This window comes from Pseudomonas sihuiensis (assembly GCF_900106015.1).
Lineage (GTDB): Bacteria > Pseudomonadota > Gammaproteobacteria > Pseudomonadales > Pseudomonadaceae > Aquipseudomonas > Aquipseudomonas sihuiensis.
The window spans coordinates 666,257-690,590 of record NZ_LT629797.1 but is presented as its reverse complement, the minus strand read 5'-3'; the positions used below and the strand labels follow the sequence as shown (position 1 = coordinate 690,590).

Here is a 24,334-nt window from a genome sequence, read left to right as displayed (position 1 = left end):
CACAGGCAGTCACAGACTTTCATGAGGGCATAGCATGCTGCTCAACCTGTTCAACGAAATGCGCGCGGCCAAGGTGCCGGTGTCGGTGCGCGAGCTGCTCGACCTGATCAACGCGCTCAAGCACAACGTCGTGTTCGCCGACATGGACGAGTTCTATTACTTGGCGCGGGCGATCCTGGTGAAGGACGAACGTCACTTCGACAAGTTCGACCGTGCCTTCGGCGCCTACTTCAAGGGCCTGGAAAACCTCAATGAACACATCGAGGCGATGATCCCCGAGGAATGGCTGCGCAAGGAATTCGAGCGCCTGCTCACCGATGAGGAAAAGGCGCAGATCCAGAGCCTCGGCGGCCTCGATAAGCTGATCGAGGAGTTCAAGAAACGCCTCGAGGAGCAAAAGGAAAAGCACGCCGGCGGCAACAAGTGGATCGGCACCGGTGGCACCAGCCCGTTCGGCTCCGGCGGCTACAACCCGGAAGGCATTCGCGTCGGCGATGCCGGCAAGCGCCAGGGCAAGGCCGCCAAGGTGTGGGACCAGCGCGAGTACAAGAACCTCGACGACCAGGTCGAGCTGGGCACGCGCAACATCAAGGTGGCGTTGCGCCGCCTGCGCAAGTTCGCCCGCCAGGGCGCCGCCGAAGAGCTCGATCTGGACGGCACCATCGACCACACGGCCAAAGATGGCGGCCTGCTCAATATCCAGATGCGCCCGGAACGGCGCAATACGGTCAAGCTCCTGCTGCTGCTGGATATCGGCGGTTCGATGGACGCCCACGTCAAGGTCTGCGAGGAGCTGTTCTCGGCCTGCAAGACCGAGTTCAAGCACCTGGAATACTTCTACTTCCACAATTTCATCTACGAGAGCGTGTGGAAGAACAACATGCGCCGCACCAGCGAGCGCACCTCGACGATGGACCTGTTGCACAAGTACGGCGCCGACTACAAGGTGGTGTTCGTCGGCGACGCGGCCATGGCGCCCTACGAAATCACCCAGGCCGGCGGCAGCGTCGAGCACTGGAACGAGGAAGCCGGCTACGTCTGGATGAAGCGCTTCACCGAGAAATTCAAGAAGATCATCTGGATCAACCCCTACCCCAAGGACACCTGGAACTACACCGCCTCCACCGGCCTGGTGCGCGAGCTGATGGAAGAGCGCATGTACCCGCTGACCCTGCAGGGCCTGGAAGATGGCATGAAGTACCTGTCCAAGTAAGCTAAGCCGCAATGAAAAACGCCGCGAACCCTGCACAGGATTCGCGGCGTTTTCGTAGCCCGGAGGCAATCCGGGAATATTGCGAAAGAGCCCCCGGATTGCATCCGGGCTACAGACTGAACTCAGCGTTTGTCCGCATCGTCCGGTTTGTTCAGATCCATCACTGTCTGCGCCGTCTCTTGCGGCTTGGTCTCGGCAACCGGTGCGACCGGAGCGCTCACTGCGTCGACCGGCGCTTGCTTCTTGCGCATGCCAATGCACTTGAACAGCCAGCCGCCCAGCACCACCGGGATGAACCAGAACTTCTTCAGCAGTACCAGCAGTAGCGCCAACAGACCAGTCTTGGCCGCCACCTTGCCGGCGACCAGCGCGCCCAGGCCGTATGCGGCTACGGTATCCAGATCCGGATCGAACTCGGCATAGCGCTGACCCGGGTTGAACTCGGTTGCAGCCAGCACGGCCGGCACGCTGGCCTCGATTTCTGCCAGTTGATCCATATTGGCGACGAAATTCAGCACCAGTACACCCTTACGGCCCAAGACGCGAATGTTGTAATTCAGCGTATTGGCCTCGCTATCGCCGAATTTCAGTTCCTTGGCCCAGTACAGCTTCTTGCCTGCGGCATCGTAGTGCGGCTCGGCGGCCCAGCCGACCAGTTGCACGGCCTCGTAGCCATTCTCTTCACGCCAGGTGTTGGCCTCGCGCATGTCGGCCTGCATGTCCTTGAGCATGTCGCCATAATCGATATCGCCGGCGTCCTCATCGGAAATGTAGCCGCTGTCTTCGTATTCGACGGTCACACCCCAGGATTCATCGGCCAGCGGCGACACGCCAGCTGGCAGGATCATGCCCAGCGGCGGAACGTCATCTGGCGGATTGCCCCAACCGTCGACCAGCAGACGCTGAGCGCTCTCACCGTCGAGAAACACCAGGGTATCGGGCAGGTTGAGGGTCGCCAGATCGTTGCCCAGGACGACACGGCCACTCTTGAACTCCAGGCTGGCGACGAATTCTTCAGGACTGATGTATTGCACCGCATCCTCGGTCTCGATGACCTCGGCGTCGACCGCAGCGTTTTCTGGCTCGGCCTCGGGATTGGCGTATGCAACACAGGTGAACGGCAGGACAGCAGCCAGCGCGGCTGCCAGGATCGAATCCTTGATCGACATAGGAACTCCATAGACACGGGTAGGTAAATGTAACTGCGTATTACGTTACCACGCGCACGGAACTCGACATGCGTCATACCGCAACTTTTTGCGATATTCCGTCCCCCTGCAAAGAAGACCACGGAGCACCGCCCCCGCAGGCGATGCTCCGCAGCCAACCTGGCGCCGACCTTGGCTACCGTGCGTGATCCGAACGCCAGGGATCACGCCACCTCATACCAACTGGAAGTCGGCGATGGTCACGCTGGTGTGGTCGGTCACACCGACCAGGCGGATATTGCCGCCATCTGCACCGCCCACCGTCACCAACACATCGTTGCCAGCATCGGCGATTGACACCCGACTGGCGAAAGTCGCCGCCGTCAGATTGAACGCCGCGATGTTGAGCAGGTCCTGCCCTCCAGCCGGGTTGGCGTCGAAACCGATGATGTTGTCGTTACCGAAGTTGGGGCCGAACACGAGGATGTCGTTACCCTGATCGGCATACAGAGTGTCGTTGCCGGCACCGCCGATCATGATGTCGTTACCCGCACCACCATCGAGGATGTCGTCACCGTCGCCGCCGTCGAGGATGTCGTTGCCACCCTCGCCGAACAGGGTATCGGCCCCATCGCCTCCCAACAGACTGTCGGCACCGGCTCCGCCGTAGAGGGTATCGTTGCCGCCCAAGCCGCTGAGCACATCATCGCCGCCCAGGCCGCGCAGGATGTCAGCGGCCGCCCCACCGGTCATCTGGTTGGCCAGACCATTGCCCGAGGCATTGGCTGCACCGGCACCGAGATGCACGTAGTTCTCCACATTGGCGCCCAGGGTAAAGCTGGCACTGGTGGAGTAGACGGTATCGACCCCTGCGCCAGCAGCCTCGACCACCACATCACCGGGGTTGTCGACGTAGTAGCTGTCGTTGCCCGCCCCACCAACCAGACGGTCGATTCCGGTACCGCCATCGAGCACATCGTTGCCCGCGCCGCCGGTGATGGTGTTGGCCAAGGTGTTGCCGTAACCAGTGAAATTGCCGCTGCCGATAAAGGTCAGGTGCTCGACGTTCTCGCCCAAGCCATAGCTGAGCAGCGTGGTGCGCACCGTATCGGTGCCGGCGCCGACTGCCTCGATCACCTGATCGCCGAGGTTATCGACGATATAGATGTCGTTGCCCAGACCACCGAGCATGACATCGGCGCCGAGGCCGCCATCCAGGGTGTCGTTGCCCGCGCCGCCGTCGAGGATGTCGTTACCGGCCAGACCGTTGAGCACATCGTTGCCGCCCAGGCCGAGGATATGGTCGTCCAACGCCGTGCCACTGAGCGTATTGGCCGCGTTGGTGCCCATGATCACCGCGCTGGCCACCACCGCCGTCGCCGCTGAGGTCAGCGACTCGAAGGTGCCGCGGTTGTCGGTGTAGCTGACCTGCACCCGCACCTGCTGGCCGGCCTGAGCCGCCGTCAGGGTGAAGGACTGCGCGGTGGCGCCGGTGATATTGCTGAAGCTATTGCCACTGCCGACCTGCCACTGGTAGGCGAAGGTCACACCGACCAGACCGTCGGCATCGGCGATCATCGCCGTGGAGGCGATCAGCACCTGGCCGACACTGGGCGAAGCATTGTTGAGTTGCGGCAAGCCGGTCGGCGCATCGTTGACGTTGAGCACCGGCGCGGTGACCGCAGACACCAGGCTCTCCGGGTTGCCCCAGTCGTCGTTGAAGCTGACCACCACGCGTAGCGCCAGCCCGACCTGTGCGTCGCCGGGCTGGAAGCTCTGCCCCGTACCGACCTGCACCCACTCGCCGGCCACCAGCGCCTGCCAGGCGTAGCTGAGCACAGCGAATTCGGTGCCATTGGGATCGCTGACGGTGGCGGCCGCCAGCAGCACCTCGTCCTCGGCCGGCGCCATATTGCTGATCGACACCGTGCCTTCGGCTGGGCGGTCGATCAACCAGACCACCTGGTCAGCGAACTGCAGCCGTTCGATATTGCGGATCAGGTCGGTGCCGTCGGTGCCGACGTTGTCCACCACCAGATAGCTGCCGGTGCCGTCGAAGGTCTCGACCAGCTCGTAGTTGGCGAACGCGCCGCTGAATACCGCGGTGTCGATGTCGCCCTCCTGATTGCCGTCGAGAATCTCGCGCACGATATGCAGCTGGCTCGGGTTGATCTCACCAGAGAACATCCGTGCCTGGATCTCCTTCATGCTATCGACGCTGAACAGCTCGATGCTCGGGTCGAGCTTGCTGCGCACGCTGATGCGCACGTTGAGCCAGGCGTCGCCATCGATCACATCGTTACCGGCACGCCCCTCGATAACATCGCTGCCGCCCCCGCCGAGCAGGATATTGCCGCCGCTGAACACCACCGGGTCGGAGGCATCGTGCGGGTTGTCGCGTGGCTCGGCCATCATCCCGAGTACAGCCTCCAGCCCGGCGATACGGTTCATCCCGGACAGGGTCAGCTCGTGGTTGAACAACGAGTTCTCACCGGCCGCGGTGTCATTCACGCGGTCGTCGCCGAACAACTGATCGTCGTGAATCCAGCCGGACAGCCCTTCGACCTGATCGAAGCGGTCGCGCAGGATGTCTTCGAAGTCGGTGGCGAAGATCGGCGTGGTTAGATCGGAATAGGCCGCCAGGGTATTGCCCTTGTGGATCGCCCAGTCGAAGCCCCACATGCCCTCGTTACGATGGATGCCGGCGCCCTGAACCATGATGTCGTCGCCGGACTCGCCGTCGTAGTCGTTGTCGTTGCCACCACCCATCATCACGTCGTGACCGATGATCGGGCTGTTGAAGAACAACTCCGAGTTGTCGCCGGCCAGGGTGTCGAAACCGGCGCCGCCCTCCATCCAGTCGTCGCCCTCGTTGCCGAGGATGAAGCTGGGCCCGTCGCCGCTGAAGATGAAGTCGTTGTCACGCCCGCCGAAGATTTCCTTACCGTCCGGCCCGCCATAGATGAAGTCCATGCCGCCGCCACCGAACACCAGATCGAGGCCGGGGCCGGTGTGGATCACGTCGTTGCCGTCATCGCCATGGATCACGTCGGCGTCGCCGATATCGGTGATGATGTCGTCGCCAGCGCCACCGAAGATATGGTCGATGCCGTAACCGCCTTCCAGCCGGTCGTTACCGCCGTCGCCCCACAAGGTATCGTCGCCTGCTCCGCCGATCAGGATGTCATCACCGTTGGTGCCACCCAGCACCACATGGGCATCGCCGGTGTAGCGCAGGTAATTGCTGTCCGGTCCTGCTGTGGCTGGATTGTCACGAATAACCAGCGGCGCCAGGGCGTTGAGGATCGGGTTGCTGCCCACCGGATCGGCATACTGCTGACGGTTCATGTCCAGTTCGAGGATGTAGTCCACGCGCTGGAACAGCGCCCCCGGCAAGTGCGAGGCGTTGGGGTCGCCCAGGTCGGTGTTGCGCATCACCAGCGCGGCGAAACTGTTGGCTTCCAGTTCGTTGAGCAGGTTCATGCCCTGGGTACGGCTGAGGTAGTAGAAGCGGTCGCCGTTCTGCAGGTTCTCCATCTGCACTTCGAAGACGAAGTTGAAGGTGGAACCGAGAATGCCGCCGAACGGCATGTTCTGCTCGGCCAACCCACCGATCCAGAAGTCCACCAGATCCAGCCCGCCCTTGTTCACGGCATACTCGCCGCGTGCGTTGAGGAAGTCATCGCGGTCCGCCGGTGCGCCCGCTCCTCCCAGCACCAGGGCCATGGCGGCATCGCGCTTGGCCTCCAGGGTGGTGGCCGAGGTGATGCTGCTGTGCGTACCGTAGGCGGCGATGAAGTTGATGATCGAGGCCGGTGTCTTGATGTTCAGGGTGAAGTCGATCCAGCTATCGTAAGGCTTGAGCTGGCTATCGCCGGTCATTTCGTAGAACTGCGCACGGGCGTTGTTCAGCGAAGGAACCCCGGTGTCGCGACCGCGGGCGATGTTGATCGCCGCCAGGTCCAACGGCAGGCCGACCAGGTTGTTGCGCAGCGCCTCGGTGACGAATTCGTCGATCTCGTTGCCGGTCTGCCGGGTCATGCCGCGGATGATCGAGCCAGCGGCCTGATCGGCGGTGAGGGTGCCGCCCTGGGTGAACTCGATGGGGTTAAGGAAGGCCTCGATCAGGCCGACGTCGCTGGACTGCATGCTGTTGTCCAGGCGCGCCACCGTCTCGTTGAGCATGGAGTGGCCAAAGCGGTACACCACATGGGCGAACTCGGCAACGATGGCCGGATCGATGTCCGCCGTGTTGGAGAATACGAACACGTCCACCAACGGCTGCACGGTACGGGCGAATTCCTCGAACACCAGGTGCTGGTACTGCATCTCGTTGACGAAACGCGCGGCCTGGAACAAGCGCTCACCGTTCCAGATCAGCCCATCGGCACTTCCCGGCACCTCGCTCACCGGTACCAACAGCCACTCGTTGATAAAGGCCAGATCGCCGGTATCGAGAATGGTCTGCTTGTTGGCCTCGACCAGACGATTGTGCTCGGCGTGGAACACATGGTGCACCGCGGTCAGGCCGATATTCTCGTTGCCGCGGCCGTCGCCGGTGATGAAGTGGGCATCGAGCAGTTCGTTGTCGTACTCGAGGTTGCGTCCGGTCATGGGGTTGACTGCCACGGCATTGCCGGCCACCTCATCGGCATCGGCCACCAATTGGCCGCCGACTATCACCGGTACCGCGTTATGGGCGATATCGTCGAGGAAGGCATGACCGGTGCGCAGGGCTCCCTGGGTGCTGATGGGACTGTCCGGATCGCCCTCTACCTGAACCGGTGGATTGCCGGGCATGATCAGCATGGCGAAACCGTTCTCGCCACGGATGAACTGACCGTACTGGTCGGTGGCCAGCAGCGGCACGTTGCCGACATCGGCATCGGTGAGGTTGATACCGAGCATCTCGCGGGCCTGCGCCTTGATATCGGCCCAGGTGGCCAGGCCACCGTTCTGGCCGTCGAGCATACGCCCGGTGGCCACCGGCTTGCCGTCGACCATCACGTACTCACGCAGGAATACCTGGTGCGAGGCGTGCGAGGTGTAGGTCTGGTTCTGGTCGATGAAGGGCGTGGTCTGGTTGGTGTGCTCGCGGATATCGTCAGCCGTGCCGAGAATGCCATCTGCCCCGGGTTGGTTGGTAGCGCGAGTGACCACCATGAAGTTGCTGTGCGAACCCTCGACGTACAGCGGGTCGTCTGGCTGTAGCGGGATATACACGGTGCCACTGCCACCTTTGTTGACCAGATCCAGACCATGGTCGAAGAACTGGCCGAACAGTGTCATCCAGGAGTTGAACGGCGCGGTCAGGCCTTCGTCCGGGGCGATATTGGGGATCACGACCGTGCCGTTTTCCACCACGATGCCGAACTCGTCCAGCAGCGTATCCAGCGCCGCCGAAGCGGCAACGACCGCAGCATCGTCGGCGGCAGCCTCGGCCAGTACGACCTGGTGGGCAGCAGTGTCGCTGGCCAGTTGTGTGGCTGCTGCCTGCGCCTGCTGGTTGGCAGCCTGCGCGGCAGCAGCAGACTCGGCGGCCACCGTGGCTTTGGCATTGGCATCAGCCTGGGCCTGGGCGGTGGCGATCGCCGCACTGAGGAAGGCGGCCTGGGCAGCGCCTTCGTTCGGCGTACCAATAGCAGCCATGTAGGCCTGCAGGGCCAGGCTCTGCACCTCTACCGCACTGGCGACCACAGCCAGCGCATCGCTATAGATCTGGGCATCCTGGTTTGCCAGCGTTTGGGCGTCCGCAGCCTCGGCACTGGCGGCCTGAGCAGCAGCCGTGGACGCGGCCAACGTAGCAGCGCTGGCCTGCACTTGGGCGCTGTTGCCAGCCGCGGCGTTTTCGGCCGTTTTCAAGGCGTTGTGCGCCTGCATTACCTGTTGTGCATCGGCAAAGGAGTTTTCCGAACCGGCGTAGTCGAGTGCGGCTATAACCGCCGCCAGGTTACCCAGGCTCTGGTCGACGATCAGGTTGCTGATGGTGCGCGGCTGCGAGTCGACCACGTAGCCGCTGGTCTGGGCATAGCTGGTGCTTTGGCTGCCGGTCGGGAACCCGGGAGGAGCGCCCGGCCCATCGATACCATTTTCTGCATCGCGGAATACCGGATCGAGCAGGCGGGGCATCAGTTGATCGGCCGAGCCGTAGTACTGTTGGCCCGGCACCAGGTTGTTATAGGTGCCATCGACGGTGCGCAGGCCCCAAGGCAACAGTGGATTGCCTACCAGGTCATAGAGCGACTCGCCGGCGGCATGGGCTTCGGAAATCTTGATCTGCTGGAGAATTAAAACAAGATCGGCTTGATTGACGGTTAGAGTGGCCATCTTTGTTCCCTCAATGCTGAGTACAACTGACGTTCAGGTCAGGAAAACCACATGCATACGGCAACATTGCAACGGCGTGGTCGGACGTTGGCGAACAAGTACAAAAAGAGAGGGGATGTGGCAGGCAACTGCGCCGCACACCCCGCGATAGGCGGCAAGCTTCAAGCTCGCCGACCATTCAGGGTGCTGGTGGCCCGTGAAAACGCAGCGCGAACGGATCGGCTGGACTGTCCACCGATCGACTTCTGACAACGAGGCGCAAAGCCATGTTTTACCTTCCCGGATGAGCACGCCCAAAGTTGCGCGCCCTCTCCTGCGCGGCGACTCCAGCACGCTCACACTCGACTGCAAGGGCCCTGCGGGGGGCCAGGTCAAGCTAAGGTCCAGCCGATGCCGGTACCGCTCTACGGGCATCGTCGCTACTCCAGTCGAGGCGGCAACCGCTATAAAAGCCGCCCCGCAGCGCATCCTGGACTAGCTTGTTGAGACAGGCGTCGACTGATTGCATCGGCTGCCTGCACAAAGCGCTTGTCACCAGCATCGGGGAGCAAGGCGAATGGCCACAGAGGCAAAGGTCGAATCAAATTCGAAGACTTTCGTCGAGCCTGCAGATCAGACCATGGTCGAATCGCCAGACACCTGGCCTCAGCGCCTCTGGCACCCTCTGGCCGGGCTCAACCGCTCGACTCAATTCATCCTGCTCGCCGCATTGATCCTGGGCCTGAGCATGGCCTTCGTCGGCAGCCTGGTCAGCCAGCAGATCAGGCTGGCAGCCGCGCACAGCGCCGGCGAAGGCGCGGCCATCTACATGGAAGCGTATCTGGACGAATATGTGCAGGAACTGGCCTCGGCCAGCACGCTGAAAACCGAAAGCGTGCAAGCCATCGACAACCTGATGAAAGACACGTCGCTCAAACAGCACATCGTTTCGGTGAAGATCTGGTTGCCCGATGGGCGCAACGTCTACAGCACCAGCAAGCGGCCGGTCTTCTACTATCACCCGGCCGGCCCCATCGCCGAGGCCATGCAGGGCAAGGTGGTCACCCGCCTGAGCCCGCTGGATCATGACGAGCACGCCTACGAGCGCAGCTTCAACCGACCGCTGTACGAGACCTACGTGCCGCTGCGCGAGTTCGGTAGCGGACGGATCATCGCCATCGGTGAATTCTACGAGATGGAGCACGAGATCGGCAGCATCCACCAGCAGGTCTGGGCGATCATCGCCGCGGCCACCCTGGCCATGCTCCTGCTGCTCTTTCTCATCGTCCGCCGCGGCGACCGCATCATCGAGCGCCAGCAGGCGATCCTGCGTCAGCAGATGCGCGAGCAGGAGGCCTTGCACCAGCAGAACGCCGCGCTGCAACGCCGGGTCAGCACCGCCAGCCAGGAGTTCGCCACCATCAACGAGCTGACCCACCGGCGCCTGGGCGCCGATCTGCACGACGGCCCGGCGCAGCTCCTGACCCTGATCCTGCTGCGTCTGGACGAGCTCGCCGAACTTTGCCCAACGGGGCAGAACGATGCGCTGGAGACCATCCGCAGCGCCGCCCAGGACAGCCTGCGCGAGATCCGCGGCATCTCCCGTGGCCTGGCGCTGCCGGAGATCAACGAGCTGAGCCTGGACGAGTTGCTCAAGCTGGTGGTGCAACGCCATGAACAGCGCAGCGAAACCAAGGTGCAGCTAGATCTCGGCGAGTTACCCGAGGCGCTGAGTCTGTCCTACAAGATCTGCGTCTACCGGCTGGTACAGGAGGCGTTGAACAACGCCTTCCACCATGCCGGCGGCCAGGGGCAGCGGGTCAGTGCCGAGTGCCGGCAGGGCGTACTGGAAGTCCAGGTGGCGGACGCCGGCGCAGGCATTGATCAGGGTCTTCAGGCCGCGACAGGGTCACATCGCTCGCGCCTGGGACTGGTGGGCATGCGCTATCGGGTGGAGTCTCTGGGCGGGACGTTCGAGCTCGAATCGGCCCCCGGGCAAGGTACCCGGGTCACGGCCAGATTCGATTTACACGATGACGAAAACTGCCAGTAACACCTGTGCCGTCACGGCGCACCGATGCCTACCGTCCAGGTCTTGTGGCTTTCCCAATAGCGGCGCACTGCCGCCACCGCCTCGACACGATTGCGCGCATGCAGCTTCTGCATCACGTTGGTCATGTAGTACTTCACCGTCTTCTCGCTCAAACCCAGCTTGGCCGCCACCTCGCGATTGGTCAGACCGTTGGCGACCTCGCGGATGATCTGTTCTTCGCGGTGTGTGAGGTCTACCCCACGCTGCTCGGTCTGGTGCTTGCGGAAGTTGCTCAGCAGGCGCGTCGCCAGCGCCGGGGTGATAAAGGTTTCACCCTTGGCCACGGTGCGAATCGCCTGAATCAGCTCAGGACCACTGACCCCCTTTAGCACGTAGCCCTGGGCACCGCCCTCCAGAGCCGAATAGGCGTCGTCCTCGGACTCCGACACCGTCAGCATCAACACCTTGACCTTCGGCTGCGCCTTGCTGATGGCGCGTACCGCGGCGAAGGTATCGCCCGGCATGTTGACATCCATCAGCAGCACATCGGGCTGACAGCGCGCGGAAATTTCCCGCGCTTCGTCGGCGCAACCGCCCTGCTCTATCACCTCGAAGTCCTCGACCCGGCCCAGGGTCGCGGCGACCCCTTGCCGTAGCAGTGGATGGTCGTCGACTATGCCCACCTTGATCTTGTCACTCATCGCATATGCTCCCCTCAAGGTTTATACCCTTGTCGCCATGGTGCCTGGCAAAGCCAGGCACCATGCTTCCCGACTCAACTCAACTGGAAGTCAGCTACCGTCACCGTGGTGTGATTGGTGACTCCAACCAGGGTGATGGTGCCGCCATCGACGCCATTGATGGTCACCACCGTGTCGTTTCCGGCATCGCCGATGGCGACCCGGCTGGCGAAGGTGTCCAGCGTCAGACCGAAGGCCGCGATGTTCAGCAGATCCTGACCACCAGCCGGATTGGCATCGAAGCCGATCACGGTGTCGTTGCCAAAGTTCGCACCGAACACCAGGATGTCGTTGCCCTGACTGGCATCCATGAAGTCATCGCCAGCGCCACCGGTCATCACGTCGTTGCCCAGGCCACCGATCAGCACATCGTTGCCATCGTCACCATCCAGCAGGTCGTTGCCGTCACCACCCAGCAGGGTGTCATTGCCGGCCTCGCCGTACAGCTGATCGATACCGGCGCCGCCTATCAGGGTGTCGTTACCTTCGCCGCCATACAGCAGATCGTTGCCGCCCAAGCCACTGAGGGTGTCATTGCCTACACCGCCAGACATCGTGTTGGCCAAGCCATTACCGGCCGCATTTGTGGCGTTGCCGCCGATATGCACCAGATTTTCCACATTGGCGCCCAGGATGTAGCTGGCACTGCTGGAGTACGCCGTATCCACTCCGCCATTGGCCGCCTCGACGATCACATCTCCCGCAACATCGACGTAGTAACTGTCGTTACCCGCGCCACCGACCAGACGGTCGATACCTGCGCCGCCGTCCAGCACGTCGTCTCCGGCACCGCCGGTGAGGGTGTTGTTGAGGGCATTACCGGTACCGCTGAAGTTGCCGGCGCCGATGAAGGTGAGATGCTCCACGTTGTCGCCCAGGGTGTAACTGGACAGCGTGGTGCGCACCGTGTCGGTTCCTGCACCAACGCCCTCCACTACCTGGTCGCCCACACTGTCGACCACATAGGTGTCGTTGCCGACACCGCCGACCATCAGGTCGTCACCCTCGCCGCCGTTGAGCGTGTCGTTACCGGCACCGCCTTCCAGCACATCGTCACCGGCCAGGCCGTTGAGCACGTCGTTAGCACCTCCGCCGACGATCTGGTTGGCCAGCTCGTTGCCGTTGCCGGTGAAGGCTCCGCCGTTGATCTTGACCAGATTCTCGACATTGGCCCCCAGGGTGTAGGTGGCCAGAGTGGTGCGTACCGTATCGATGCCCTCATCGGCCTCTTCGATGACCTGATCGCCAACCGCATTGACCACGTAGATGTCATTGCCGCTACCACCACGCATGAGGTCATTGCCCGCACCACCATCGAGGAAGTCGTTGCCGCTGCCCCCGATCAGGGTGTCATTGCCGGCCCCGCCGAGAAGGATGTCATCACCACCGCCACCCTCGAGCAGGTCATTACCGGCGCCACCATCGAGGGTATCGTCGCCGTCCATGCCCTGCAGGGTATCGTTGCCACCCAGGCCATTGAGCACGTCGTTGCCCAGATTGCCCTGCATCACGTTGGCCAGCGTATTACCGTTGGCCACAGTGCTGCCGACCCCGCCATGGATCAGGTTCTCGACATTGGCACTCAGGGTGTAATTGGCCAGGGTCGAGTACACCGTGTCGGCGCCAGCGCCTGCCGCTTCCACCACCACATCGCCGGCATTGTCGACGTAGTAGAAATCGCTACCGGCGCCACCGACCATGCGGTCTGCGCCCGCCCCACCATCGAGCACATCGTTGCCTGCACCACCAGTGATGGTATTGGCCAGAGCATTGCCGGTTCCGACGAAATTGCCTGCACCGATGAAGGTCAGGTGTTCGAGGAATGCAGCCAGGGTGTAGTTGTTCAGCGTTGTGCGCACAGTGTCGGTGCCGCCTCCCTCCTCCTCGATCAGCTGGTCGCCGAGGCTGTCGACCACGTAGGTGTCGTTGCCGGCATCACCGATCATCAGGTCGTCGCCCGTACCACCATCCAGGGTGTCGTTGCCCACACCACCTTCCAGCACATCATCGCCGGCCAGGCCGTTGAGCACATCGTTACCGCTGCCGCCGACGATTTGGTTGGCCGAGGCATTACCTGTACCGCTGAAGTTGCCGCCATTGACCTTGAACAGGTTCTCGACATTGGCACCCAGGGTGTAGCTGGCCAGCGTCGTACTGACCGTATCGGTTCCGCCATCTACCCCCTCGATCACCTGATCGCCAGCCGCGTTGACCACATAGGTATCGTTGCCGGCACCACCGCTCATGGAGTCGTTGCCAGCCCCACCATCGAGCCAGTCATCGCCGTCACCGCCCTGCAGGGTATCGTTGCCGTCCCCACCATTGAGCACATCATTGCCCGTCCCGCCGGTGATGGTATTGGCCAAGCCGTTACCGGTACCGGTGAAGGCATCCGCACCGAGGTAGGTCAGGTGCTCGACATTGGCGCCCAGGGTGTAGCTGGTCAGCGTGGTGCGAACCAGATCCGTACCGCCGCCCGCACCTTCCACGACCTGATCACCGACTTCGTCGACCTCATAGGTATCGTTGCCAGCACCGCCGATCATGACATCGGCGCCCGCGCCACCGATCAGGGTGTCATTACCCGCCCCGCCGTTGAGCGTGTCGTTACTGCCGCCACCGACGATGACGTTGGCCAGGGTATTACCGGTTCCGACGAACGCCCCGACGCCGATGAAGCTGAGATTCTCAACGTTGGCGCCCAGCACGTAACTGGCCAGTGTGGTGAGCACGGTATCGTTGCCGGCATTGGCCGCCTCGATGACCTGATCGGCGAAGTTATCCACCCTGTAGATATCGTCACCAGCACCGCCACTCATGCTGTCGGTACCTGTGCCGCCATCGAGCAGATCATTGCCAGTGCCGCCTTGCAGGGTATCGTTGCCATCGCCGCCCTGCAGCGTGTCATCCCCGGTACCGCCGATGATCAGGTTACTGAGCGCATTGCCGGCGCCGGTGAAGTTGCCCGTGCCGATGAAAGTCAGGTTCTCCACCTGATCGCCCAGGCTGTAACTGGCGAGCGTGGTCCGCACGGTATCCGTGCCCTCGCCGGCCAGCTCAACGACCTGATCGCCAACACTGTCGACTAAATAGGTATCGTTGCCTGGGCCACCGACCATCAGGTCATCGCCTTCTCCACCATCGATGAAGTCATTGCCTTCGCCGCCATAGAGCAGGTCATCGCTGGCCAGACCGATGAGGGTGTCGTTGCCTGCCATGCCCTCGAGCATATCCACGGCGGGCGTGCCGATCAGCAGATCGTCACCGGCAGTACCGGCGATACCCAGGCCGAGCATCACGGCGACCGAGGTCACCAGTTCGAGGGTATTGCCATTGTCGGTATAACTGACCAGCACGCGGAGCATCTGTCCGGCCAGGGCCTGGCCGGGCAGGAACGTCGCGTTGTTGGCACCGGGTATATCGGTAAAGCTCACCCCGTCACCGCGCTGCCACTGATAGTGGAATTCGACACCCGCCAAGCCATCGGCATCGGTGAAGTCCAGGATGGCAGAGAGGGGTTGCCCACTCAGCGGCAGCAGATTGCTGAGCGATACCGTACCCACCGGTAGGTCGTTCGGATCGCCCACCAGAGTAACGGCCGTGGTCGGTGCCGAGAACACGGTTTCCAGCACGCCGTGAGCGTCCTTGTAGATCGCCTTGACGCGCAGGGCCAGGCCCTCGAGCTCGGGTGTCACGGTGAAGTTCGGGCCGGTGGCACGGGCGGCCTCACCGCCGATATTTTCCGTCACGATATCTTCGAAGGTACCGTCGCCCTCAGGATCCACCTGCCAGTAGTAGCTGATCGGCCCGGTGATGGTGCCGTTCGGATTACCGACGCCGATGTTGTCGGCGTCGCGCACCAGCGCAGCCGACACGCTGAGCACCTGGCCGACACTGGGCGAGCCGTCGCTGATACGCAGCACGCCTTCCACCTCGGCATTGCGTCCTTCGACCAGCACCATGGCCTGATCGTTGAACTGGATGCGCTCGATATTGCGGATCATGTCCGCGCCATCGGCGCCGACCGCATCGAGCTGGCCGTCACCGTCGTTGTCAACGGGCGCCGGGCCGATATGACGCACGCCCCACAGGCCGTCGCCCCACTCGATCACTTCATACTCGGACATCAGCCCCGAGTAGACCGCCGTATCGAAGGAGTGCCCGAGGTTGTTCGGGTCGACCGTGCCGGACATCAGCTCGCGGACGATGACCAGTTGCCCCGGGTTGTAGGTGCCGTTGAGCATGAACGGGATCATCGGCACCATGCTGTTGAAGGTGGCGATTTCCGGGCCCGTACCGTCGTTGTTCGCACGCACGCTGATACGCACGTTGAGCCACATGTCACCGTCGATCAGGTCGTCGCCGCCGTTACCGGCGATCAGATCGCTGCCATTGCCGCCGAGGATGATATTGCCCGCGCCAAAGGAGGTGACCTCGCCGGAGGTGGTCAGTGGATCGGCCAGTTGGTTGATGAACGCCCGCAAGCCGTCGACCATGTCCATATAGTCGTCGCTCAGCACGCTGCCGTAGGCACCGGACAGGGCGATGGCCGTGGCGTCGCGGTCGTCGCCGTTGAGGATGTCGGCATGGTGCGAGCCCGACAGCCCTTCCATGAATTCGAAGCGCGCCAGCACCGATACATCGGACGGTGCCACCGGCGTTTCATCGAAGGCGCGCAGACGGAAGTCGACGTTGACCCCGAACGGATCGTCGCGGAAGCCCGCCCAGTCGAAGCCGGAGCCACCGACGTAGCGGTCGCCCTCGCCACCGTTGCCGAACATGATGTCGTCACCACCCTCGCCGTCCATGCGGTCGATGATGCCGAACTCGCCGATGAACACGTCATGGCCGATCACGTCGTCCAGGCCGAACTCGTTGAAGTTGTCGCCGCCGTTGCCGTCGGGACCGCCCAGTTCCAGCCAGTCGTTGCCTTCGTTACCGAACTGCGCCTCGTTGCCGCGGGTGCCGAGGATGAAGTCGTCGCCCGGGCCGCCAAACACCTCGGTGGAGTCTTCGCCGGAGATGACGAAGTCCTTGCCGTGGCCAGCCATCACCAGATTGATGCCGTTGCCGGCATGCACCACGTCGTTGCCTTCGCCGGCGCGGATGATGTCGTCACCGCCCATGTCGGTGATGATGTCGTCGCCGACCCCGCCCATGATCAGGTCGTTGCCGAAGCCGCCCTCCAGGCGGTCGTTACCGGCGTCGCCCCACAGGGTGTCATCGCCGATGCCGCCCACCAGGGTGTCATTGCCGTCCGTGCCGCCGAGCACCACGTGCTCGCCGCCGTTGTACTGCAGGAAGTTTGGCCCGCGCATAACGTCTGGCAGCAGCGGGTTATCGCCTTCCGGATCGGCGCGGCCATCGTCGCCCAGGCCGGTGTACTGCCTGGCTTGGTCCACCTCGAGGATAAAGCCCGGGGTGGAGAAGATATCCCCCGGCAGGTGAGTGGCATTGGTGTTGGCCATGACAATGCGCGAGAAGAAGTTGTTCTCCATCTCGGTGAGCATGTTCAGGCCGGCCAGACGCTCCAGGTAGTAGAAGCGGTCGGCATCCTGCAAAGCCTCCATCTGCGTCTCGAAGACGAAGTTGAAGGTGGAGCCGAGCATGCCACCGAAGGGCATGATCTTCTCGGCCAGGCCGCCGATCCAGAAGTCGATGGCGTTGACCCCGGTAGTGGCCGCCGGACCGTAGAGGAAGGCGGCACGGTTGACGCCAGCACCATCGGCATCGAACAACCGCTCCTCGGCGGTTCCCTCGTTGATCAACGCCGTGCCGCCGAATACCAGGGCGAAGGCCACCGCCCGCTTCTCGGCCAGGGTATTGACGTCGAGAGCCAGCAACGCCTCATGCGTACCATAGGCGGCGATGAAGTTGACCAGCGAGGTCTGGTGCTTGAGGTTCATGGCGAAGTCGACCCAGCTGGTGTACGGCTTGAGCTGGCTATCGCCGGTCATGTTGTAGAACTCCTGACGCGCCGCGTTGAGCGACGGTACCCCGGTATCGCGACCACGGGCCAGGTTGATCGTCGCCAGATCCAGCGGCAGGCCGAGCAGGTTGTTGCGCAGGGCCTCGGTGACGAACTCGTCGATCTCGTTGCCGAGCTGCCGGGTCATGCCGCGCGCCAGGGCGCCAGCGGCTTCTTCCGCCGAGACGGTGATGTACTGCTCATTACCCGGTCCTACCGGCTGCAACGGATCGAAGTCCGGGTTGTTCAGCTGGTTGAACATCAGTGGATTGAGGAAGGCCTCGATCAGTCCCAGCTCGCTGGAGACGAAGTTCGGGTCGAAGCGATCCACCGTCTCGGTCAGCATCGAGTGGCCGAAGCGGTATACCACGTGGGCGAACTCGGCGAGGATCGCCGGGTTGAGGGTGCTGTCGTAGACCTGGGTGGCGTTGAAGAACACGTCCACCTGCGGCTGCACCTTGCGCGCGAACTCCTCGAACACCAGGTGCTGATACTGCATTTCGGTGGCGAAACGCGCGGCCTGGAACAGCCGCTCGCCGTTCCACACCAGGCCATCCGGGCTGCCCGGCAGACTGTTCACCGGCTCCAGCAACCACTGGTTGATGAAGTTGATGTCGTTGGAGGCCAGCACCACGTCCTTGGTATGCGCCACCACGCGGTTGTGCTCGGCATGGAACACATGGTGAATGGCGGTCAGACCGATATTCTCGTTGCCGCGACCGTCGCCGGTAATGAAGTGGGCATCGAGCAGCTCATCGTCGTAGGTGTTGCCGCTGCTCTGCCCGCCGCCGAGGGTCAGCCCCACGGCATCGTCGCCATCGGCCGTCTTCAGCGCGCCAGTCTGGCTGTTGAAGGGGTTGGCGTTATGCGCAATATCGTCGAGGAAGGCGTGATTGGTGCGAATCACATCGTTAGGCACCTCCACCCCACCCGGTCCGGCGGAAACCAGACCACCACCGGTGACGAACTGCGGATAGCCGTTGCCACCCGGGATGAACTTGCCGTACTGGTCGGTGGCCAGCAGCGGCACGTTCACCACATCGGCATCGCTCAGCACGATGCCCAGCATGTCGAGCGCCTGGGCCTTAATTTCGGCCCAGGTCGGCAGGCCGCCATCGGCACCGTTGAGCAGGCGCCCGGTAGCCACCGGGCCCTCGTCGGTCATGGCGTACTCGCGCAGGAACACCTGGTGCGAGGCATGCGAGGTGTAGGTCTGGTTCTGGTCGACGAACGGCGTGGTCTGGTTGACATGCACATGCACGTCATCGGAGGTGCCAAGCACACCGTCCGTACCGGCCAGCACCGCCTGGTTGGTGGCGCGCGTCAGTACCATGAAGTTGGCCGAGCCACCCTCGACATAGAGCGGATCATCAGGCTGCAGCGGGATGAACACCGTGCCGTTGCCGCCCTTGTTGACCAGGTCCAGGCCGTGATCGAAGAACTGGCCGAACAGGGTGAACCAGGAGTTGAAGCCCGCCGACAGCCCCTCGTCCGGAGCGCTGTTGGGAATAAACAGCGGCACCCCGCCCGGGATCGGCTGGCCGTTGAGATCCAGCAGCACGCCGTTGGCGTCCAGAGTACCCAGGCCGGCATCGACATAGGCCTGCACAGCCGCCAGGTTGGTGATGGTCTGGTCGACGATCAGGTTGGAGATGGTCCGCGGGTCGGCGTCCACCACGTCGCGCGGCGAGGCAGGGTTGGTCGGATCGTAGGCATAGTTGCCATTGACGAACACACCGCCCGGTAACGGCCCGTTAAGATCGATGCTGTCGCCATCCGGGTCGTTGATGAAGTTCTGCGTCGTCGCGGTCGGGAACGGCTGATCCGCCGCACCGAAGTACTGCTGCCCCGGCACCAGGTTGTTGAACGAGCCATCCACCGTACGCAGGCCCCAGGGCAGGCGCGAGTTGGGGATAATGTCCATCAGGTTCTCGCCGGCGGCGTGGCGCTCGGCAATGATGATCTGGTCGAGGATGAACTGCAGGTCGGAGCGAATCATCCGCAAGCCATTGCCGGGGCTGACCACATCGCTTTCCACCGGCAGCGGTGGCGGCGGCAAGGGTATCGAGCCTCCAGCCACCGGCTGGGTGGCAGCGGAAGACACTCGCTCCAGCACACCGTTATCGTCCTGGTAGGTGGCGATCACACGGATTGCCAGACCATCCAGATCGGGGGTGACGCGATAGGAAACGCCATCCTGGGTGGACGGCCGGGCGCCGCCCTCGACGATGATGTCCTGGAAGATGCCCGAGCCGGGCTCTGCCTCATACTGCCAGACATAGCTGACTGGCCGACCGGTGATCAGCCCTCCGGCATTGTCCGCATCCACGACCCCAGCAGCCGAAACCCGCAGCAACTGACCGACCGCCGGGGTGCTATCGGGATTACCACTGCCAGCATCGAGAATCTGCAGCGTGCCCGTGGGCGAGAAATTGCCGCCCTGCTGGGTACCGGCCACTTCGTCGACGAACTGGCCGCCGACCCACACCAGTGCGCTGTCGGCAAACTGGATGCGCTCGATATTGAGCAGGCGGTCGGTGCCTTCGTCGCCGACGTTGTCGGTGACGATGGTCACGCCGGCAAGCGTGGTCACCGTGTAGTTCTCGCGCGGGCCGGCATACAACGCAGTATCGAAGCTATCGGCGCTGTCGAGAATCTCGCGCACGATCATCAGTTGCCCGGGGTTGTAGGTGCCGTCGAGCATCAGGTGCATCATGTCCTTCATGCTGTTGAAGGACGCGATTTCCGGGCCGCTAGGATTACCGTCGGCATCCATCCCGGCGCGCACGCTGATGCGTACGTTGAGCCAGCGGTCGCCGTCGAGCAGGTCGTCGCCACCGCGTCCCTCCAGCACGTCACTACTGCCGCCGCCGAGGATGATGTTGCCGCTGCCGAAGGAGCTCTGCGGTGCCCCGAAGAACTCGGTGAGCATCTGCTGCATGCCGGCGATACGGGCGATACCCTCGGCCGTCAGTACGCTGCCGCGGGCACCGGCCTGGGCGATCAGCGCCGCGTCGGCGTTATCGCCGCGCAGGATATCGGCATGGGCCGAACCGGACAGACCTTCCACCTCGGCGAAACGGTCGAGGATACCGGCATTGGACGGAGCCACCGGCGGCTCGACGAAATCGTCGACGATCAGGTCGACCTTCACCCCGAAGGGGTCGTTCTTGTACACCGCCCAGTCGAAACCGGAGCCACCATCGAAGTGGTCGGCGCCTTCGGAGCCGACCATGATGTCGTCGCCGCCCTCGCCTATCAGCTCGTCGAAGCCGGGTCCCGTGATGAACACGTCATGGCCGTTCACGCTATCGCTGGCAAAGGGTTCCAGGTTGTCGCCAGGCGCGCCGTCCTGGGTGCCGATCTCGATCCAGTCGTCGCCCTCGTTACCCATGGTCTGCAGGTTGCCCTTGGCGCCGAGGATGAAGTCGTTACCAGTGCCGGCAAAGACCTCCGAAACGTCCTCACCGGTGATGATGAAGTCGTTGCCATGGCCGCCGAGGATCAGGTTGAAGCCGTTACCGCCGTGGATCACGTCATTGCCGTCGCCACCCTTGAGCACATCATCGCCACCCTTGTCGGTGATGATGTCATGGCCGGCGCCGCCCTCAATCATGTCGTTGCCGTCGCCGCCTTCCAGGCGGTCATTGCCGCCGTCGCCCCACAGGGTGTCGTCGCCGATGCTGCCGATCATCACGTCGTCGCCTGCGGTGCCGCCGAGCACCACATGCTCGTCGCCGGTGTAACGCAGGTAGTTGGTTTCGACACCCGGTGTCTCCGGGTTGTCGCGGATCACCAGTGGGATCAGCGGATTGTCGCCAACCGGGTCGGCGCTACCGAGCCCGTCGTTGAACTGCGCAGACTGATTCACCTCGAGGATCAGCCCCGGTCTGGAGAAGATGTCCGCCGGCAGGTGCACCGCGTCGGTATGGCGCATCACCAGTTTGGCGAAGGAGTTGTCCTCCATCTCGGTGAGGAAGTTGAGGCCATCCAGGCGCGCCAGGTAGTAGAAACGGTCGCCGTTCTGCAGCGCCTCCATCTGCGTCTCGAAAACGAAGTTGAAGCTGGAGCCGAGCATGCCGCCGAAGGGCATGATCTGCTCGGCCAGACCACCGATCCAGAAATCGATGTCGTTGACCCCGGTGCTGGCCGCCGGCCCGTTGAGGAAGGCCATGCGCGCGTCATCGGAAATCGCCCCACCGCCGAACACGATATCCATGGCTGCGGCGCGCTTGGCCGCCAGCGAAGTCACCCCGGTGATGCTGACATGAGTGCCGTAGGCGGCGATGAAGTTGATCAGCGATTCCGGGTGCTTGAGGTGCAGGGCGAAATCCAGCCAGCTGGTGTAGGGCTTGAGCTGGCTGTCGCCGGTCATGGCATAGAACTCGGCGCGCGCCTCGTTCAGCGATGGCACGCCGGTGTCGCGACCGCGGGCGAGATTGATCGCCGCCAGGTCCAGCGGCAGGCCAAGCAGGTTGCTGCGCAGAGCACCGGTGACGAACTCGTCGATCTCGTTGCCCAGTTGCCGGGTCAGGCCGCGGACGATGGCGCCAGCAGCTTCTTCGGGCGTCAGCGTGCCGTTGTCATTGAACGCCAGCGGATTGAGGAAGGCCTCGATCAGCCCCATGCTGCTGTCGTTCTGGAAGCTCGGGTCGAAGCGATCCACGGTCTCGGTCAACATCGAGTGACCGAAGCGATACACGGTGTGAGCGAACTCGGCCATGATCGCCGGGTTGATGGTGGCATCGTAACCGTTGGGGATGAGGAACTCGTCCACCAGCGGCTGTACCTTACGGGCGAACTCCTCGAACACCAGGTGCTGGTACTGCATCTCGGTACCGAACTTGGCGGCCTGGAACAGCCGTTCGCCGTTCCATACCAAGGTCGACAGATCGGCCGGAATCGCGCCGACCGGCTGCAGCAGCCACTGATTGAGGAAGGCGATATCACCGTCGGCGGCGGCCTGCAGGGCCACGTCCTTGGTGTGTTCGACCAGGCGGTTGTGCTCGGCGTGGAACACATGGTGCACGGCGGTCAGGCCGATGTTCTCGTTGACCCGGCCATCGCCGGCCATGAAGTGGGCGTCGAGCAGTTCATCGTCGTAGGTGCCCGCCAGGCCGTCATTGACCCCGGCCACACCATCGGCATCGGCTACCAGCGGCGCGCCGGTCTGGCTGTTGAACGGGTTGGCCGAATGGGCAATGTCATCTAGGAAGCCATGACCGGTGGTCAGCGCCAGGGAGGCGTCCACTGGTGCATCCAGGCTGGCCTCGACCAGGCCGCCGGCGGTAACCAGTTGCGGCATACCGTTAGCGCCCGGGATGAAGTTGCCGTACTGGTCGGTGGCCAGCAGCGGCACCCGGCCGACGTCTTGATCGTCCAGTTCGATGCCCAGCACATCGCGAGCCTGAGCCTTGAGCACGGCCCAGGTGGCCATGCCGCCCAGTTCCACGTCGTCCTCGGTACCGAAGATGCCATCGCCGCCCAGATCGCGGTTGGTCAGCAGCTTGCCGGTGGCCATGGGTTGGCCGTCCACCAGCACATAGGCGCGCAGGAACACCTGGTGCGAAGCGTGGGAACTATAGGTCTGATTCTGGTCGACGAACGGAGTGGTCTGGTTGACGTGCACGCGGTTGCCGTCCGCATCCACCTCGACGCTGGCGCGGGTAATCACCATGAAGTTGGTCTGCGGCGTGGCGGGGTTGTACAGCGGATCGTCCGGCTGCAGCGCAATGAAGACGAAACCGTTGTCGCCCTTGTTGACCAGGTCCAGGCCATGGTCGAAAAACTGCCCGAAGAAGGTGAACCAGGTATTGAAGCCGGCCGAAAGCCCTTCGTCCGGCGCAGTATTGGGAATAAATAACGACTGGCCGGCAGGAATCGCCACACCGTCGAGATCCAGCACGGTGCCGACGGGATAGGGGTTGCCATCGGGGTCCAGCTGGCTGCCGTCGGCAAGCACGCCCATCCCGGCATCAATGAAAACCTGTACCGCCGCCGGGTTGCTGATGGTCTGGTCGACGATCAGGTTGGAGATGATCCGTGGGTCGGCATCGGCCACGTTACCGGCGGCGCCGTAGTCGGTGTTGGTCACCAGCCCACCGGGCGCCGCACCGTTCATATCGAAGGTGTCGCCGTCCTGGTCGTTGCGGAACTGTTGGTCCAGCAACAGGAGGAACTCCTGGTCGGCGGCGCCCCAGAAGGTACGGCCCTCCACCAGATTGTTGTAGCTGCCATCCACTGTACGCAGCCCCCAGGGCACCTGGGAGTTGGGCAGCAATTCGCTCAGGCTCTGTCCGGCGGCATGCGCCTCAGCAATGAAAATCTGCTGCAGGATGAACTTGAGATCGGATTTGATGAAATCGGCCATTTCCTTCCACCTCTGAAACCCAGCGGCTGAATGCGCGAAATCGGAGGAATCCCTGGCACAGAAGCAGCCCACCCTGTCCGTTGCGCATCACGCAATCGTCAGAGCGTTCCCGGGATAGAGGCCAAACGCTGCCACACCGACCTGCTGGGCTAATCGGCGTGCAATCAGTATTTGGTATGTCCCTATGCTGAAGCTGGCACGAAGCCTAGCGTCAGAAATCAGGCAGTAGGAGACCCGTGCAGTTGCAGGTCGGCGAAATGCCCTAGCAAAGACGCCTCAGGCGTCCGGTAAAACGTGATTCCGGTGGTGATCACCCCATGCAGGAGCTTGCCAACGAAAGCCGTGTCGACTTATTGGCTTGGATCACACGCCTAGACTTAAGTCCTAGCCAATAGGATTGTCAAGATACCGTCAGTCGCCTCGTTAATTATCCTTATCTCCTATAAGCTTTTATTGAATAAAGATTTTTTTAATGAAACAAAACGAAACATCGAAAAAATAAGACGCTGAGTTCCCTTGCACATCGACGAAAAATCCATCTATACCTAGAAGGCGAC

Annotated in this window: 6 protein-coding genes; 2 read left to right on the top strand and 4 right to left on the bottom strand. The window is 62.7% G+C overall.

The genetic code is table 11. The annotated features are described in order from the left end of the window. Window positions 1–34 precede the first annotated feature (34 nt). Complete coding sequence (locus BLT86_RS03440; protein WP_017362875.1) at window positions 35–1,213, top strand: vWA domain-containing protein; 1,179 nt, start codon at window positions 35–37, stop codon at window positions 1,211–1,213. Window positions 1,214–1,335: 122 nt separating this feature from the next. Here the strand turns inward: BLT86_RS03440 and BLT86_RS03435 are convergent, their stop codons facing one another. Next, window positions 1,336–2,382 carry a DUF2167 domain-containing protein gene (locus BLT86_RS03435; RefSeq protein WP_092374640.1) on the bottom strand — a complete coding sequence of 349 codons (1,047 nt, stop codon included), beginning with the start codon at window positions 2,380–2,382 and terminating at the stop codon, window positions 1,336–1,338. A 213-nt stretch (window positions 2,383–2,595) separates the two neighbouring features. Beyond that, window positions 2,596–8,688 carry a peroxidase family protein gene (locus BLT86_RS03430; RefSeq protein ID WP_092374637.1) on the bottom strand — a complete coding sequence of 2,031 codons (6,093 nt, stop codon included), beginning with the start codon at window positions 8,686–8,688 and terminating at the stop codon, window positions 2,596–2,598. A 556-nt stretch (window positions 8,689–9,244) separates the two neighbouring features. On the opposite strand from BLT86_RS03430, the gene BLT86_RS03425 reads away from it, so the two are divergent. Next, window positions 9,245–10,720, top strand: a complete 1,476-nt coding sequence (locus tag BLT86_RS03425) for a sensor histidine kinase (RefSeq protein WP_092374634.1) — start codon at window positions 9,245–9,247, stop codon at window positions 10,718–10,720. A gap of 11 nt (window positions 10,721–10,731) precedes the next feature. Here BLT86_RS03425 and BLT86_RS03420 read toward each other — a convergent pair whose 3' ends face one another. Both BLT86_RS03420 and BLT86_RS03415 read right to left on the bottom strand, forming a co-directional pair. Next, the gene (locus BLT86_RS03420) at window positions 10,732–11,400 is read right to left on the bottom strand and encodes a response regulator (RefSeq protein ID WP_092374631.1); all 669 of its coding nucleotides are present in this window, start codon (window positions 11,398–11,400) and stop codon (window positions 10,732–10,734) included. Window positions 11,401–11,474: 74 nt separating this feature from the next. Next, window positions 11,475–23,777 carry a peroxidase family protein gene (locus BLT86_RS03415; RefSeq protein WP_092374628.1) on the bottom strand — a complete coding sequence of 4,101 codons (12,303 nt, stop codon included), beginning with the start codon at window positions 23,775–23,777 and terminating at the stop codon, window positions 11,475–11,477. Window positions 23,778–24,334 lie beyond the last annotated feature (557 nt).